The organism is Streptomyces sp. NPDC059788, from assembly GCF_042732265.1.
In the GTDB taxonomy this organism is placed as follows: domain Bacteria; phylum Actinomycetota; class Actinomycetes; order Streptomycetales; family Streptomycetaceae; genus Streptomyces.
The window spans coordinates 31,749-49,855 of sequence record NZ_JBHWHY010000015.1; the positions used below are offsets into that span (position 1 = coordinate 31,749).

Sequence of the window (18,107 nt, forward strand, 5' to 3'; positions counted from 1 at the left end):
TTACTCCTCCAAACGACGTGCGTTCCAGCGGATCACGAGGTGCGCACTACGGCTCGGGCTTCGGTGCGGGCCGCATACGGACTTGCCTGCGGACCGCTCGCGGCTTACGGGGTGTCGTCGGCGAAACCTGCTTCGAACTCCTCGACCTCGTCCTGGCCGAGGTCCAGCAGAGGGAAGTCGGACGCGGTGTGCCCGCCGGCGGCGGGGTCGGCGGTGTGGGCCGCCAGGCCGTCCAGCAGGTCCAGCCAGCGCCGGCCCAGCCGCTCGACGGCGGTGTCCTGCCAGAGGGCGGCGGGTCCGCCGAGCACGAGGGCCAGTTCCGGTCCGTCCGGGGTGTCCTGGACGTACGCCCCTGCCTCCAGGGCGTGCGGGGCGGGTGTGCGGGGGTCGGCGGAACTGCCGACCACCGAGGTGCCGGCCGGCTGCCAGGCGTCCCCCGGCGCTCCGGCGCGGCCCGCACCGGCGAACCTGCCCAGGTAATTGAACCCGATGTGGGCGTCGGGCAGGGTGTCCAACTCCGGCCCGGTGTGCGGGTTCAGGTGGCGCAGCAGGGCGTGGCCGAGGCCGTCGCCGGGCACCGCGCGGGACTGTTCCTTGACGCGTTTCAGCAGCTCACCGGCTCCCGGGCCGCCCGCCGACGCGTCGTCCAGGTCGACGCCGGCGACGTCCAGGCGTACCGGGTGGACGCTGGTGAACCAGCCCACCGTCCGGGACAGGTCCGCCCCGTCGACCGGTTCGCGCCCGTGTCCCTCGATGTCCACGACGAGCGCGCCGTCCGGCCCTGCGTGCGCCACCGCGCCCGCCAGCGTCGCGAGCAGCACCTCGTGGACGCCGCAGTGGAACACGCCGGGCGCCGTGCCCACGAGCGTGGCCGCCGTCGTTCCCGGCAGGGTCCAGGTGCGCCGGGACATGCCGGCCAGCGTGTCCTGGACCGGGTCGAGGGCCCGTCCGCCGAGCGGGGGCGCGATGTCCTCGAACAGGGCGGTCCAGTCCGGCAGTTCGGCGGCCCTGCGGTCCTCGGTGGCCTGGGCCGCGAGGGCGCCCGCCCACTGCCGGAAGGAGGTGCCGACGGGGTCGAGTTCCGGTACGCGCCCGTCCGCCACCGCTTCGCAGGCGGCCCGCAGGTCCGGGAGCAGGATGCGCCAGGACACGCCGTCGACCACCAGGTGGTGCACGACCAGCGCCAGCCGTCCGGGCCGCGCGGGCCCGGCGTCCAGCCATACGGCCTGCACCAGCACGCCCGCCGCGGTGTCCAGCCGCTCCACCGCCTCCCGGGCCGCGCGCTCGGCGAGGCCGTCGAGGGTGTCGGCCGGTGCGCCGGCGGCATCGGTACGGGTGAGCAGCGCGGCGGCGTCCACCGTGCCGCGTCCGGGCACCACCAGGCGCGGCCCGTCCTCGTCGTGCACCACGCAGGCCCGCAGCATGTCGTGCGTGTCCAGTACGGCGGCCAGCCCGCCGGTGAGCGCGTCCGGCCGCAGGCCCGCGGGCGTGGTGACGATCATCCACTGCGCGAAGCCGCCGCTCAGCGCGTATTTTCCGAGCGCCGACATGCCCGGTGTCCAGGCCACTTCGCCCACTCCCGCGTCGGGGGCGGTGCGCACCTCGTCGGCGAGGCGGGCGGTGGCGGCCAGCGCGCCCGGCGTCTCCTGCTCGAACACGTCCTGGGCGCTGAACAGCACCCCTTCGCGGCGGGCCCGGGACGCGAGCTGCATCGACATGATCGAGTCGCCGCCCAGCCGGAAGAAGCTGTCCTCGGCGCCGACCCGTTCCAGGCCCAGCAGTTCGGCGAAGAGCCCGCACAGGATGTCCTCCGCCGCCGTGCGCGGCGCGCGTCCGGCGGTCCTGCCGGTGAAGCCGGGGGCGGGCAGGGCCTTGCGGTCCACCTTGCCGTTCGCCGTGACCGGCAGGGCGTCCAGGACGAGGACGGCGGCGGGGACCATGTAGTCCGGCAGTGTGCGGGCGGCGTGCTCGCGCAGGGCCTGGCCGTCCGGTGCCGGGACGTCCGCGCCCGCTTCGGCCGGTACGACGTAGCCGACCAGGCGGCGTTCGCCCGGCCGGTCCTCGCGGGCGACGACGGCGGCCTGGGCCACGCCGGGCGCGGCGGCGAGCACGGCCTCGATCTCGCCGGGTTCGATCCGGTAGCCGCGGACTTTCACCTGCGTGTCGGCGCGCCCGGCGAAGACCAGTTCACCGCCGTGGGTCCAGCGGGCGCGGTCGCCCGTGCGGTACATCCTCCCCCGGCCTTCGGCCGGGGGGACCCCCATGCCGGGCGGGAACGGGCAGGCGACGAACCGTTCGGCCGTGGCGCCGGGGCGGTCGAGGTAGCCGCGGGCCAGGCCCGCCCCGGCGAGGTACAGCTCGCCGGTCACGTCCGGCGGTACGGGCTGGAGGAACGTGTCGAGCACGTACGCCTGCCGGTTGGGCAGTGGGCGCCCGATCGGCAGCACGTCGTCGGTGCCGGGCTCGCCGGGCCGCAGCCGGTGCCAGGTGGCGCTGAGCGTCGTCTCGGTGGGCCCGTACAGATGCCGTACGGACACTTCGGGGCACGCCTCGCGTACGCGCGCGACGGACGCGGCCGGGACCACGTCGCCGCCGGTCAGCACCTCGCGCAGGCCCGCGAAGCACTCCGGGTCCTCCTGCGCGGTCACCCGGAAGGAACCCGCGGTCAGGTGTACGGCCGTGACGCCCGCCGCGACCGCCTCCCGTACCCGCTGCGCGTCCACCACGCCGGTCCCGGCCACGACCGTCCGGGCGCCGCGGGCCAGCGGCGCCCAGATCTCGTACAGGGAGGCGTCGAAGGCGTACGGGGCGTGCATCAGCACCGCGTCGTCCGGGCCCAGCGACCAGCCGGGGTCCCCGGCGAGCGCCGCCACACCGCCGTGCGGCACGGCCACGCCCTTCGGCACACCGGTCGAGCCGGAGGTGTACATCACGTACGCCAGGTCCTCGGCGGACACCGCCTGCCGCGGCGCCCCGGCCGGGCACGCCGCCACGGCCGTCCGCACCTGGGGGTCGTCCAGCACGACCACCCGCCCGGCCGCATCCGCCGGAACCGCCGACCGCGTTGCCTCGGTGCACAGCACAACCGCCGGCCCGCAGTCGCCCAGCATGAACGCCACCCGCTCCGCCGGATACCCGGCATCCACAGGCACATACGCGGCCCCCGCCTTCCACACACCCAGCAGCGCCACAACCAGCTCCGCCGACCGCTCCAACACCACCGCGACCCGCTCACCACGCCCCACACCCAGACCGCCCAGATACACAGCAAGACGATCCGACTCCCTGTCCAACTCCCCATATTGAACAGTTCGCCACCCGTCCACGACCGCCACCGCATCCGGCGCCGACACCACCCGCCGCGCGAACAGCTCCGGCACCGAAACGCCCGCCACCTGCGCCGCCGTCGCGTTCCACGCCGCCACGACCTGCCGCCGCTCATCGGCGCCCAGCACCCCGATCCGGCCCACCGGCACCGACGGGTCGGCCACCATCTGCTCCAGCACCCGCACCAGCCGGCCGGTGAGCGCGCGGGCCAGTTCGGCGGTGACCAGATCGGGCCGGTAGGACACCCCGACCTCCAGGCGGTCGCCGGGGAGGATGCCGAGGGTCAGCGGGTAGTGGGTGGCCTGGCGCAGACCCAGCGTGGTGAAGGAGAACGTGCCGGGCCCGGCCGATTCGGCGGCCGGGCGCGGGTAGTTCTCGTAGACCACCAGCGTGTCGAAGGCCGCTCCGGGCCCGGCGTGCTTCTGGATCTCGGCCAGGCCCAGGTGCTGGTGCGGCAGCAGCGCGGACTGGCGGGCCTGCACGTCCTTGAGCAGCTCCGCCACGGGCTGCCCCGGGTCGAGGCGCACCCGTACCGGGACGGTGTTGATGAAGAGGCCGACCATCGACTCGACGCCGGGGAGTTCCGGCGGGCGGCCGGCCACGGTGGTGCCGTAGACCACGTCGTCGCGGCCGGACAGCCGGGCCAGGAGCAGTGCCCACGCGCCCTGCACCACGGTGTTGACGGTCAGGCCGTGGCGGCGGGCCAGGCCGGTGAGAGCGCGGGTGAGGGCCGCGGGCAGATCCGCCGCGGTCTGCTCGGGCAGCATCGGGGCGCGGGCCGGGTCCGCGGGCGCGACGAGCGTCGGCTCGCCGTCCCCGGCCAGTTCGGCGCGCCACGCGGCGCGGGCGGCGTCCTTGTCCTGCCGCCCCAGCCATACCAGGTAGTCGCGGTAGGAGGCGGTGCGGCGCAGTGCCGTGGTGTCGCCGCCCGCCGCGTAGGCCGTGGTCGCCTCGTCGAAGAGGATGGGCATCGACCAGCCGTCGAGCAGGATGTGATGGGCCGTCAGAACCATGCAGTGCCGGTCGGGGCCGAGACGGACGAGCAGCAGCCGCAGCAGCGGCGCCACCCCGAGGTCGAAGCGTTCCGCGCACTCGCGGGCGGCCAGCCGTCCGACCTCGGCGAGCGCGTCGGCCTCCGGCAGGTCCGACAGGTCTGCCTCCCGCCAGGGCAGCGCGGCCTCGCGGGTGACGAGCTGGACCGCCTCGCCCGACCTGCGGCGGTGGAAGCTGGCGCGCAGCGCCGGGTGCCGGGCGAGCAGCGCCTGCCAGGACGCGCGCCAGCGGGCGGCGTCCAGCGGGCCGTCGATGGTCAGGGTGCGCTGGATGACGTAGACGTCGGGCCCCTCGTCGCCGAAGGCGGCGTGGAAGAGCATCCCCTCCTGCAACGGGGACAGCGGCCACACCTCGGCGAGTGCCGAGCCCTTGCCGGATGCCGGGCCCATGGCGGGCGTTGAGGTCTTCACAGCGACAGTCCCCCTTCGAGCCGTGCCGCGATCGCTTCGAACTCCTCGACCTCGTCCTGGCCGAGGTCCAGGAGCGGGAAGTCGGAGGGTGTGTGGCCGCCCGCCTCGGGCGCGGCCGTGTGGGCGGCCAGGCCGCCGAGCAGTTCCTGCCAGAGGTGCCCGAGGCGGGCCACGGCCGCGTCGTCGAGGACACCGGCCGGTCCGCCGACCGTGAGCGTCAGTTCGGGGCCGTCCGGCGTGTCGCGGATGACCGCGCCGGCCTCCAGGGTGTGCGGTGCGGGCATGTCCGGGTCGTCGGAGCCGCCCAGCGCGGTGCCGCCCGCCGCTTCCCACGGTCCGGCGGTGCCCGTGGGCGCGCCCGCGGGGAACCGGCCGAGGTAGTTGAAGGCGATCTGCGGTGCCGGGAGGGCGGCCAGTACGGGGCCGGTGTCCGGGTTGAGGTGGCGCAGGAGCCCGTGGCCGAGGCCGTCGCCGGGCACCGCGCGCGTCTGTTCCTTGACCGCTTTGAGCAGCGCTCCGGCCGCGTGCCCGCCCGCCCTGACCTGGTGCAGGTCCACGGCGGACAGGTCGAGCCGTACGGGATGCACGCTGGTGAACCAGCCGACCGTACGGGACAGGTCCGCCCCGGCGGCCGGCTCCCGCCCGTGTCCCTCGATGTCCACGAGGACCCCGGCCGCCGCGTCCGTCTCCGGCCGCGAGCGCGCGACCGCGCCGGCCAGCGCCGCCAGCAGCACTTCGTGCACACCGCAGTGGAAGACCGCGGGGGTCCGGCCGGTCAGGACCGCCGCCTGTTCCCGGGGGACCTGCCACGAGGTGTGGCGGACGGTCGCCTGGGTGTCGGTGCCCGGGTCGAGGGCGCGGGTGCCGAGTACGGGGTCGGGGCCGTCGAGTACCGCGGTCCAGTGCGGGAGTTCGGCGACGCGCCACGCCTGCGTGGCCTGGTCGGCCAGCAGCCCGGCCCACTGCCGGAAGGGCGTCCCGGCGGGGTCGAGGTCCGGTTCCCGTCCGGCCGCCGCCGCTTCGCAGGCGGCCCGCAGGTCCGGGAGCAGGATGCGCCAGGACACGCCGTCGACCGCGAGGTGGTGCACGGCCAGGACCAGCCGTCCGGTCCGGTGCGGCCCCGCGTCCAGCCAGACCGCGCGGACCAGCACGCCCGCGGCCGGGTCGAGCCGTCCGACGGCCTCCTGCGCGGCGCTTTCCGCGCGGCCGTCGAGGCCGGTGTCCGGTGTCCGGGCCGCGTCCACCCTGGTGACCAGGGCGTCGGCGTCCACCGAGCCCCGGCCGCCGACGGCCAGGACCGGTCCGCCCGGCCGTGTCACCACCCGGGCCCGCAGCATGGCGTGGGTGTCCAGGACGGCGGCCAGTCCGGCGGCCAGCACGTCCCGGCCCAGCCCGGCCGGGGCGCCCACGGTCATCCACTGCGCGAACCGCCCGCCGGTGACGCGCTCACCGAGCAGCCGCATCACGGGCGTCCACGGCACCTCGCCGACCCCGGCGCCCGCGGTGTCCGCGCGGGGCGCGGCAGCCGTCGGCTCGGCCACCCCGGCCAGGCGCTCCGGGGTCTGTTCGTCGAAGACCTGGCGGGCGGTCAGCAGCAGTCCGGCCCGGCGGGCCCGCGACACGAGCTGGAGCGACATGATCGAGTCGCCGCCCAGCTCGAAGAAGCTGTCCTCGGCACCGGCCCGTTCCAGGCCCAGCAGTTCGGCGAAGAGCGCGCACAGCACCGTCTCGGCGGGGGTGCGCGGCGCCCGTCCGGAGGCCTGCCCGGCGAAGTCGGGCGCGGGCAGCGCCGCGCGGTCCAGCTTCCCGTTCGGTGTCCTCGGCAGCTCGGCCAGGGCCACCACGGCGGCGGGGACCATGTAGTCGGGCAGCGTCCCGGCGACGTGGGCGCGGAGGGACCGTTCGTCCAGGCCGGGCCCGGCGGGCACGGCGTAGCCGACCAGGCGGCGTTCGCCGGGCCGGTCCTCGCGGACCACCACCGCCGCGTCCGACACGGCCGGGTGGGCGGTCAGCGCGGCCTCGATCTCGCCGGGTTCGACGCGGAAGCCGCGCACCTTGACCTGGGCGTCCGCCCGCCCGGCGAAGACCAGTTCGCCGTCGCCGGTCCACCGGACCAGGTCCCCGGTGCGGTACATCCGCTCCCCCGGCGCGAAGGGGCTCGCCACGAACCGGGCCGCGCTCAGCCCCGCGCGCCCCAGATAGCCGCGTGCCAGGTTCACGCCGGCCACGTACAGCTCGCCGAGGACGCCCGGCGGCACCGGCTGGAGGAAGGCGTCCAGGACGTACGCCCGGGAGTTGGTGATCGGGCGGCCGATCGCGGGGGCGCCGTCGCCGCTCAGCGGCCCGGTCACCGTGGAGGTGACCGTCGCCTCGGTGACGCCGTACTCGTTGAACAGCTCCCGCCCGGCGGACCAGCGGCGGCGCGCCTCGTCGGTCATCGGCTCGCCGCCGGTGACCAGGACCCGCAGCCGGGGCAGGCCGTCGGACGGCAGCTGGGGCAGGAACGCCGCGGGCAGCACCACGTGGGTGGCTTGCTGTTCGCGCAGCAGATCGGCCAGGTCCGCGCCGAAGCTCTGCTGCCCGGCGGGTGCCAGCACGAGCCGCCCGCCCGCGCACAGCACCGGCCAGATGTCGCCCATCGACACGTCGAAGCTGGGCGAGACGCGCTGGACCACGCGGCTGTCCGCGCCGACGCGGTAGCGCGCGACGCGGTCGGCGACGAGGTTGGACAGGCCGCGGTGCGGGACCAGGACGCCCTTGGGCACGCCGGTCGAGCCGGACGTGTAGATCGCGTATGCCGCGTGGTCCACGTGCAGCGGCGCGGGCCGTTCGGCGTCGGTCAGCGAGCCGCCCGCGCGGCGCGCCACGGCCCCGGCCACCGCCGGGTCGTCCAGGACGACCGTGTCGGCGCCCGCTCCGGACGGCACTGCGGACCGGGTGCGGGCCGTGCACACCACGACCGCCGGCTGCGCGTCCCGCAGCACGAACGCGATCCGCTCGGCCGGGTATTCGGGGTCCACCGGTACGTACACTCCCCCGGCCATCGCGACGGCCAGCACCGCCACGATCATCGCCACCGACCGCTCGACGACGACCGCCACCCGGCACTCCGGCCCCACCCCGTGCGCGACCAGGTACCGGGCCAGCTGCCCCGCCTCGTGCTCCAGCCCCGCGTAGGTGAGCGCCCGTCGCCCGTCCAGTACGGCGACGGCGCCCGGCGTGCGCCCGGCCTGGGCGCGGAACAGCGCGGGCATCGTCGCGGCGGCCATCGGCAGGTCCGTACGGTTGAAGCCGCCCGTCACCAGGGCGTGTTCGTCCGCGTCCAGGACGCCGACCCGGCCCACCGGCACCGAGCAGTCGGCCATGAGCTGTTCGAAGACCCGCACCAGCCGCGCGACCAGCCGCTCCGCGATGTCCGCCGGGACCTGGTCGCGGCGGTGGGCCACGTGCACCCGGAGCCGTTCGCCCGGGATGACTCCGAGGGTCAGCGGGTAGTGGGTGGCCTCGCGCGTGCCCAGTACGGCGAAGGCGAGGGCGTCCGGGGAGCCCGGCGCGGCGACCGCCCGGGGGTAGTTCTCGTGGACGACGAGCGTGTCGAAGACGGCGCCGGGACCGGCCAGGCGCTGGATCTCCGGCAGGCCCAGGTGGTGGTGGGCGACCAGCGCGGACTGGCGCTCCTGGAGCTCGCGCAGCAGCCCGAGCACCGGCTGCCCGGCGTCGAGGCGCACCCGTACCGGCACCGTGTTGATGAGCAGGCCGACCATCGTCTCCATGCCGGGCAGCTCCGGCGGGCGGCCCGCGACGGTGGCGCCGAACACCACGTCCGTACGGCCCGCCAGCCTGGCCAGCACCAGCGCCCAGGCACCCTGCATGACCGTGTTCACCGTCAGGCCGTGGCGGCGCGCCAGCTCGGCGAGACCGCGGGTGGTCTCCTCGGGGATGTCGGTGACGACGTGGCCGGCGTCCACCGGGCCCCGGTCCACGGCGCCCGGGGCCACGAGCGTCGGCTCCTCGGTGCCGGCGAACTCGGCGCTCCACGCGGCGCGCGCGGCGTCCTTGTCCTGGCGGGCGCGCCAGGCGAGGTAGTCGCGGTAGGACGCGGCCGGGGCGAGGGCGGAGCCGTCGCCGCCCGCCGCGTACACCTCGGCCAGTTCGGACAGCAGGACGGGCATGGACCAGCCGTCCATCAGGATGTGGTGGCTGATGACAACGAGCCGGTGCCGGCCCGCGCCGAGACGGATCAGCAGCAGCCGCAGCAGCGGCGCCGCCGCCGTGTCGAACCGGCGCTCCTGTTCCCGGGTGGCCAGTTCCTCGATGCCGGAGAGCGCGTCGGCCTCCGTCAGGCCCGACAGGTCGATCTCCCGCCAGGGCAGGCGCACTTCACGGGACACGATCTGCACGGGCTCGCCCGACGCGCGCCGGTGGAAGCTCGCCCGCAGCGCGGCGTGCCGGTCCAGCAGCGTCTCCCACGAGGCGCGCAGCCTGGCGGCGTGCAGCGGGCCGGTCAGCTCCAGCATCCACTGGGTCTCGTAGACGTCCGGGCCCTCCTCCTCGAAGGAGGACTGGAACAGCAGCCCTTCCTGGAGGGAGGACAGCGGCCAGATGTCGGCCGGCCGCGGCACGGCGGCCTCCAGCTCCGCGACACCGTCCTGGGTGAGGGTGAGCAGCGGGAAGTCGGAGGGGGTGTGGCCGCCCGCCCCGGGCGCGGCGGCGTGCAGGGCCAGGCCGCCCAGCATCTCGACCCAGCGGCGGCCGAGCCGCTGCGCCGCGGCGCCGGACCGCCGGTCGTCGTCTCCGTGGCGGTAGGTGAGCGTGAGGGTCAGCGCGGGTCCTCCGGCGGTCTCGCCGATTGCCGCACCGGCCTCCAGGACGTACGGGGAGGGCCCGCCGCGGCCGGTCGCGGCCACTCCGGTCGGCAGCTGCGAGTCGGCGCGTTCCGGGCGGCCCGAGCAGCGGAACGCGATCCGAGGTGCCGGGAGGGCGGCGAGGCCGGTATCCGGGTTGAGGTGACGCAGCAGGCCGTAGCCGAGGCCGTCCCCGGGGACCGCCCGCAGCTGCTCCTTCACCGACTTCAGCAAGGTCCCGGCCGCCGGGCCGCCCGCGCCCACCTCGCCCGGTGCGGCGCCGGACACGTCCAGCCGCACCGGGTGCACGCCGGTGAACCGGCCCACCGTACGGGACAGGTCGAGCCCGTCCGGTCCCTCCCGCCGGCCGTCCGTCTCGATGTCCAGCAGGACGTCGGTCCGGCCGTCTTCGCGGCCGTGCGCGATCGCGGCGGCCAGCGCGGCCAGCAACACGTCGTCGGGGCCGCAGTGGAACGCGGCCGGTGCCCGGTGCACCAGCGCCGCCGCTTGCTGCGGCGGGATCGTCCAGGCCATGTGGCCCGACGTTCCGGCGGGGGCCGCGTCCGGGCGGGCCTTCGGGCCCGCCGGTTCGAAGTCCGCAAGGCCGTCGTCGGGGCCGGCTCCGCCGTCCAGAATCGCGCGCCAGCCGTCCAGTTCGGCGAGCCGGTGCTCCCGCGTCGCCTGGGCGGCCAGCAGCGCGGCCCAGTGCCTGAAGGAGGCGCCCACCGGGCCGGGCTCCGGCGTCCGGCCGGCCGCCGCGGCCTCGCACGCGGCCAGGAAGTCCGGTATGAGGATGCGCCAGGATTCCGCGTCCGCCACCGCGTGGTGGACGGCGAGCACCAGGCGGCCGGGCCGCGCGGCGCCCGCGTCCAGCCACACCACCCGGAGGTTCGCCCCGGCCGACGGGTCGAGCCTGCCCACCGCTTCGCGCGCCGCCCGTTCGGCGGCCCGGTCGAGGTCCGCCGCGGCCACGGTCTCCCGGGTGACCAGCGTGGCCGCGTCCACCGTGCCGCGGCCGGGCACGGTCAGGCGCGGTCCGGTGTCCCCGGCCGCGATCCGTGCGCGCAGCACGGCGTGGGTGTCCAGCACGGCGGCGACGGCGGCCGTCAGCGCGTCCGCCCGCAGGCTGTCCGGGGCCGGGAGCACCGTCCAGCGCGCGAAGTGGCCGCCCTGCTCCGACGCTAGCGGCGTCCAGGGCACCTCGCCGGTCTCCGTGTCCGTCCCGGGCCGTGCGTCCGCCGCGGAGCCGGCGGCCCGCGCCAGCCGTTCCGGGGTCCGCTCGCCGAAGACCTGACGGGTGGTCAGCACCAGTCCGGCGCGGCGCGCCCGCGAGGCGAGCTGCACCGCCACGACCGAGTCGCCGCCCAGCTCGAAGAAACTGTCCTCGGGCCCCACCCGCTCCAGGCCGAGCACCTGCGCGAACAGCGCGCACAGGGTCTCCTCGGCGGCGCCGCGCGGTTCCCGTACGGAGGCGCGCGCGGCGAAGTCGGGCGCGGGCAGCGCCTTGTGGTCCACCTTGCCGTTCACGGTCAGCGGGAGCCCGTCCAGGGGCACGAACGCCGACGGCACCATGTACTCCGGCAGCCGCCCGCCCACGAACTCGCGCAGCGCGGCGAGCAGTGCGCCGGTGTCCCGGCCCGCCACAGCGCTGCCGCCGGACGCCCCGGTGAGCAGGGCCTCCGGGGCGCTGCTCACGCCCGCGGCGGCGCGCTCGCCGCCCGGTTCGTCGCGGAACGGCTGCTCGTCGCGCGCCGGCTGAGCGTCCCGCGCGGCGCCCTCGGGCGGCAGCTCGTCACGGGACCGCTCCGGTGCCTGCGCGACGACGTACGCCACCAGGCGGCGTTCGCCGGGCCGGTCCTCGCGGGCCACCACGACCGCCTCGCCGACCGCCGGGTGGGCGGCCAGCGCCGCTTCGATCTCACCGGGCTCGATGCGGAAGCCGCGCACCTTGACCTGGGCGTCCGCCCGGCCGACGAAGACCAGTTCACCGTCGTCGGTCCAGCGCACCATGTCGCCGGTGCGGTACATCCGCTCGCCGGGCACGAACGGGCTGGCGGTGAACCGCTCCGCGGTCAGCCCGGGGCGGGCGAGGTAGCCGCGCGCCAGGCCCGTCCCCGCGATGCACAGCTCGCCCGTGACTCCCGGGGGTACGGGCTGGAGGAAGGCGTCCAGCACGTACACCTGGCGGTTGTCCAGCGGGCGGCCGACCGGCAGCACGGACGGCACCGGGTCGCCCGGCCGCAGCCGGTGCCAGGTGGCGCAGAGGGCCGCCTCGGTGGGCCCGTACATATGCCGTACGGCCACCTCGGGGCAGGCTTCCCGCACCCGTGCCACGGCGGCGGGCGGCACCACGTCACCGCCGGTCAGCACCTCGCGCAGCCCCGCGAAGCACTCCGGCGACTCCTCCGCCACCACCCGGAAGGCCCCCGCGGTCAGATGCACCGCCGTGACCCCCGCCGCCACGGCCGCGCGGATACGCGGGCCGTCCACCACGCCCAGTCCGTCCACCACCACGCGCGCGCCGGAGACCAGCGGCACCCACACCTCGAACAGCGACGCGTCGAAGGCGTGCGGCGCGTGCATCAGCACCGCGTCGTCCGCGCCGACGGCCCAGCCCCGCTGCCCGACGAGCCCGGCGACGCCGACGTGCGGCATCGACACGCCCTTCGGCACGCCGGTCGAGCCGGAGGTGTACATCACGTACGCCAGGTCCTCGGGCCCCACCGGGACGGCCGGGAGCTGCGCCGGGCCCGCGGCCACCGCCGCCCGCACCCGCGGGTCGTCCAGCACCACGAGGCGGCCCGGCGCGCCGCGCGGCACCGCGGCCCGGGTGCTGCCGGTGCACAGCACGGCCGTCGGCGCGGAGTCGGCCAGCATGACCGCCACCCGCTCCGCCGGATACGCCACGTCCACCGGTACGTACGCCGCGCCCGCCTTCCAGACGCCGAGCAGCGCCACCAGCAGGTCGGCCGACCGCTCCATCAGCACGGCGACACGGCAGCCGCGGGTCACGCCCAGGCTGGTCAGGTACCCGGCCAGGCGGCGGGCCCGCACGTCCAGCTCCCCGTACGTGAGCGAGCGTTCGCCGTCGGACACGGCGACGGCCCTGGGGCGCCGGGCGGCCTGCCGGGCGACGAGTTCCGGCACGGAGGTGCCCGGTGTCTCGGCGCCGGTGGCGTTCCACCCCTCCACGACCAGCCCGTGTTCCGGCGCGCCCAGCACGCCGAACCGCCCGACGGGCGCCTCGGGTTCGGCCGCCGCCTGCTCCAGGAGCCGTACGAAGGCCCGGTGGCCCGCACCGGCCCACTCCTGGTCGTACAGCGCGGGATCGGCTTCGAGGACGACGCTCGTCCCGGCGTCGTACGGCAGCTCCCGCACCACCACGGAGAACGCCTCCACGGGGGCGCCCGGAAGGTCGTGCAGGGTGCCCCGGAACTCTCCGAAGCGCAGGTCCGTGCCGCTCGCCGGGACGGCGACCGACGGCCCGAAGTTCCGTCGGCCGCCCGGCCGCCCGAGCTCGCCGTGCAGGCGTTCACCCCGGTACCGCCGGTGCTCCAGCAGTCCGTCGATCTCGCGCTGCGCCGCGCGGGCCAGCCCGGCCAGCGTGTCGCCGGGCGACGCGGGCAGCCGCAGCGGCAGCACGTTGGCCGTCGCGCAGGGCGTCCGCCGGGCCGCGGTGCCCGTGCGTCCGTCGACGGGGAAGCTCAGCAGCGCCTCGTCCGCGCCGGTCGTCCGGCACACGAACGTGGCGACCGCGGCGACGACGAGTGCGCCACGGCTGACGCCCGTGCGGTCCACGGCCGTCCGCAGCGCCTGCCGGCCCGCGTCCGACAGGCGTCCGGCCGCGCAGGGGTGGGCGTCCGGGTCGGCCGACCGGTAGCCGGGCACGGTGGCCGGTTCCGGGCGGTCCGCGAAGTGCTGGTGCCAGTAGCGGCGGTCGGCTTCGTGGTGGGGCGACTCCCGGTAAGCGGCCTCCTGTTCCCACAGCTCGCGCAGCGGGGCGTGGCCCGGGAGGCGGTACGGCTCACCGCCCAGGATGACGCTGTAGAGGTGGGCGACGCGGCGGGCCAGCAGCGTGCTCCCGAAGTGGTCGACCAGCAGCTGGTGGTGGCGCTGGTACCAGACGTAGCGGTCGGGGGCCAGCCGGAACAGGATGTGCGCGCAGAGGTCCCCTTCGGTGGGCTCGGCCGGATGGCGGCCGTCCGCGCGCATCAACGCCTGGGCCGCTTCCCACGGTTCGTTCTCGGCGGTCAGGTCGACGCACCGGAGGGTCGGCTCTTCCGCGGCAGCTCCGATCACCTGCGCCGGGACGTCACCGTCCCGTGTGAACCGCAGGCGCAGCGCCTCCGTCTCGGCGACGGCCTGCCGCAGCGCCCGTCGGAAGACGCCCGTGTCGAGCGGGCCCGGGACATCGGTGTACTGCCGTATGTCGTACTGCCTGGGCGGGTTCTCCGCGCGCTGGGCCAGCCACGTCCCCTCCTGGCAATCGGTCAGGGGCGCAGTGAACTGTGCCTGGCCTTCCATGTCTCCCCCTTTGACGGACAACCCGTTGCTCGCTTCTGCCTGCCGCGCCACCGCTGCGGTCGCCCGCCGCGGTGGCGCGTCCTCCCCGTTACGCGGCCGCCGGGCGGCCGGTGGTCAGCGGCCCCCGGGCCCCGGACCGTCGGTGTGCCAGACGCCGCCCGGGGCGCCCCCGCCGTCGGGCCCGGACCCGTCGTAGAAGACCATGCCGCCGGGCATCATCTGCGGCGCCGCCTCCTGCGGCCGGCGCTCCTCCCCGGCGCCCGGCGCGGCCGGTGCCGGGCCGCTCCCATTGGCGGCCTGCCGGGCGAACTGCGTGTGGTACAGCTCGGCGTAGAGGCCGCCGGCCGCGAGCAGTTCGTCGTGCGTGCCCCGCTCGCGGATGCTGCCCTCGTCGAACACCAGGATCTGGTCGGCCTCGCGGATGGTGGACAGCCGGTGCGCGATGACGACGGACGTACGGCCGCGCAGTGCCGTCCTGAGGGCCCGTTGGATGGCCGCCTCGGACTCCGAGTCCAGGTGCGCGGTCGCCTCGTCGAGGACGACGATCGACGGTGCCTTCAGCAGCAGCCGGGCCAGCGCCAGGCGCTGCTTCTCACCGCCCGAGAGCCGGTAGCCGCGGTCGCCCGCCACGGTGTCCAGCCCGCTGGGCAGCGCGCTGATGGTGTCCCAGATCTGCGCGGCCCTGCACGCCTCGATCAGCTCCTCCTCGGTGGCGCCGGGGCGGGCGTAGGTCAGGTTGTTGCGGATGGTGTCGTGGAAGAGGTGGGCGTCCTGGGACACCACCCCGACGGTCCGGCGCAGCGAGTCGAGGGTCACGTCGCGCAGGTCCTGCCCGGCGATGCGGACGCTGCCCGCCGACGGGTCGTACAGCCGCGACACCAGGTGCGTGGCGGTGGTCTTGCCCACGCCGGACGGGCCGACCAGCGCGGTGAGCCTGCCCGAGGGCACGGTGAAGCTCACGTCGCGCAGCACCTCGGGCGGCTCCTGGGACCGCTCGTCGGCCGGCAGCGCGTTGGACTCCAGGGACGCGAGGGAGACCTCGCTCGCGCGCGGGTAGCGGAAGGACACCCCGTCGAAGGCGATCTCGGGGGCCGAGCCGTCCTCCGGCGCGGGCAGGTCGGTGGCGTTCTCCCGCTCGGTGATCAGCGGTTTCAGGTCGAGGAGTTCGAAGATCCGGTCGAAGCTGACCATCGCGGTGTGCGCCTCGCCCTGGACGCTGGACAGCTGGGTGATCGGCCCGTAGAGCCGGGCCAGCAGGGCGGCCAGCGCCACCAGCGTGCCGACCTGGAAGGTGCCGTTGACCACCAGGGCGCCGCCGAGGCCGTAGACAAGAGCGGTGATGACGGCGGCGAGCAGCGTCATGATGATGACCGTCAGCCGGCTCAGGACCGTCCAGGTGATGCCGACCTCGCGCACCTTGCCCGCGCGCTTCGCGAACAGCTGCCCTTCCTCCCGCGGACGGCCGAAGAGCTTGGAGAGCATCGCGCCCGCCACGTTGAAGCGCTCGCCGATGGTCGCGCCCATCTCGGCGTTCATCTGCATCTGTTCCCGGGAGTAGCGCGTCAGGCGCCGCCCGACCAGCGCGCCGGGAATCATGAACAACGGCAGGATCAGCAGCGCGATCAGGCTGACCAGCCACGACAGGTAGAACATGCTGCCGAGCACCAGGACCAGCGTGAAGACGCTGGACAGCGAGCCCAGGAGGGTGCCCAGCGCGTGCTGGGCGCCGACCACGTCCGTGTTGAGCCGGCTGACCAGGGACCCGGTCTGGGTGCGGGTGAAGAAGGCCAGCGGCTGCCGCTGTACGTGGGTGAACGCCTGGACCCGCAGGTCGTAGCTGACGCCCTGGCTGATGCGGCCCGAGTAGTAGCTCTGCGCGAGCTGGAACAGCGCGTCGAGGACGGCGAGGCCCGCGACGACGAGCGAGACGACCGTGAGCACCGAGGTGTCCCGCTGGAGGATGCCGACGTCGATGATCTCCTTGAGGAGCAGCGGCGTGGACACGATGATCAGTGAGTCCACCACGGTCAGCAGCAACAGCAGGACCGTCTCGCGGGAATGGGGTTTCGCATACGAGAGAATCCGGCGGAGCGTTCCCGGCCGGAGCCGCTGCGAAGCCGTGGAATTGCCCGGGTCGTCGTACGTCGCCAGCATGATGCCCGAGCCTTGTCCGGCAAACATATCAGCGGAAACCTCCTGGGTCGGGATTCCTGGGTCGGATTTCCTGGATCGTGCGGGCGGCCGCGCGGAAACGGCGGCGGCCCGCGGGCGCACGTTCCATCACGCCCGCTTGAACCTTCGTGAATACCGGCCGGTTACGCCGCGGTGACCGGCGCCTGCCCTGATGCGGTGCGCCGTTGCGACGATACCCATATCAACTCCCGCCAGCCAGGCCGATACCCCTGGGGCGGTACGAGGGAATTCGCGCCCGTACCCGGAAAAGGTGAAGGTGAATCGCCGGTCCGCAGCACACCGGTACACCGGTGAATTCATCGGCGCCGTATTACCGGCCGGACCGGCGGGCGGCGCTTTCGCGAGCACCCGCCGGTACCGACCGTATCGCGCGTTTCCACCGGACGCGGTTGGACGGTCCGGAGTCCGTCCAACCGGTCGCTTTCCTCACTTGGACACGGTCCGGCCGCGTGTCAGACGGCCTCGGCCACGTTCCGCTCGGCCCGCTGGGCGAAGTCCGCCCAGATGTCCGCGCATTCCCGGGCCAGCTGGGCGATGATGCCGCTGCAGTGCGGAGGAATGTTTGCCATGATGTCGTCCCACTCCTCCGCGCTGATCGTGTGGATACTCAGCAGCCGCAGCAGCGTGCGCCCCGTCTCGCTGAACCGCAGGGCCGGGTCGACCTTGAGGCGGCGTACGACCACCGTCCGGTCCTGGACGGGCGTCCGGGCGGGTCCCGCGGCCTCGCCGCCGTCCCCCGCTCCGGCCGGCCCCGCGGGCACCGGCTCCTGCTGGGTCCGGGCCTGCCGGCTCCGGGCCTTCAGGAGGGGCTCCTCGCCCCGGCGCAGCCGGTTGCGCACGTCGCGCGCCGTCTCGGGCGAGATCCCGGACGCCCGCGCGATCTGCCGCAGCGACAGCCCCGGGTTCTCGGCGATGAGGTTGCCGGCGAGCCGGCGGCCCTCGGCGCCGTTGAGCGGCCGGAAGCGGCCGTCCTGGCCGATCCGGCCGCGCCCGGCGGCCGCCGCGCCCGACACCCGCCGGCGGATCTCCGCGACGGTGCCGGGCGCGATACCGGTGACCGAGGCGATCATCCGGTCCGACCACAACGGGTGCGAACGGATGATGCGTTCGGCCGCGTTCTTACGGTCCGCCATGGACAGCGGAAGGCCGTGCGTGATGTTGGACTCGACGGCGAGGACGAAGGCGTCGGCCTCGTCCCCGTCGAAGAATCTCACCGCAATCTTGTCGTCGCCGCGCCGTTCGGCGGCTCGCAGTCGGTGGACACCGTCGATGACCCGCATCGTCGCGCGGTGCGCGATGATGGGCGGCAGCGGCGCCTGCGCCACCGTCAGCATCTCCACATGTTCCAAATCTTCCCCGGATATGCGCGGAGAACCGGCCACCGACAGTGAATTGATCTCCACTTCGACGACCGTCTGCATATCCAGGTGCGCCTGCCCAGGTTCCACTCCAGGCTCCTCGCGTTGTGATTCCCCCGTGCGCAAGCTCGCGCCGACGCACCCTAACGACGTACGGCAGGCCCGTGCATCGGCGATGTCCGCCGGAGAGAGACATCGCCGGGCCGTTCAGGCGTAGAACCCACCCCCGCTTCTCGACCCGCTACAACTCCCGGCGGGGGAGGAAGGTTCCCGAACCGCAGAAATCGCCCCACGCGGAGCGGAACACATATTCAAACAAACCATCTTCCCCCATTCAGATACATACTCTAACAGTGCCTTTATCTACGGGGCACCCCTACCTGACGCACCTGAACCTG

At 75.0% G+C, this 18,107-nt stretch carries 4 protein-coding genes; all 4 read right to left on the minus strand.

The window, feature by feature from the left end; all coding sequences use genetic code 11:
- Window positions 1-104: 104 nt before the first annotated feature.
- The gene (locus ACFV57_RS15065) at window positions 105-4,790 is read right to left on the minus strand and encodes an amino acid adenylation domain-containing protein (protein WP_385230878.1); all 4,686 of its coding nucleotides are present in this window, start codon (window positions 4,788-4,790) and stop codon (window positions 105-107) included.
- Window positions 4,787-14,158 (minus strand): amino acid adenylation domain-containing protein, encoded by a 9,372-nt coding sequence (locus ACFV57_RS15070; RefSeq protein ID WP_385230881.1) that lies wholly within the window; start codon window positions 14,156-14,158, stop codon window positions 4,787-4,789. Before ACFV57_RS15070 ends, ACFV57_RS15065 begins: the two co-directional genes overlap by 4 nt.
- A gap of 114 nt (window positions 14,159-14,272) precedes the next feature.
- Window positions 14,273-16,339, minus strand: a complete 2,067-nt coding sequence (locus ACFV57_RS15075) for an ABC transporter ATP-binding protein (protein WP_385230884.1) — start codon at window positions 16,337-16,339, stop codon at window positions 14,273-14,275.
- A gap of 464 nt (window positions 16,340-16,803) precedes the next feature.
- Entirely contained in the window at window positions 16,804-17,799 is a 996-nt protein-coding gene (locus ACFV57_RS15080) for a ParB N-terminal domain-containing protein (protein WP_385230887.1), read from the minus strand.
- Window positions 17,800-18,107: the final 308 nt, after the last annotated feature.

Excerpts from the sequence above, each read along its gene's own strand:
- ACFV57_RS15070 (WP_385230881.1), bottom strand. The coding sequence starts at position 14,158 with ATGGAAGGCCAGGCACAGTTCACTGCGCCCCTGACCGATTGCCAGGAG.
- ACFV57_RS15075 (WP_385230884.1), bottom strand. The coding sequence starts at position 16,339 with ATGTTTGCCGGACAAGGCTCGGGCATCATGCTGGCGACGTACGACGAC.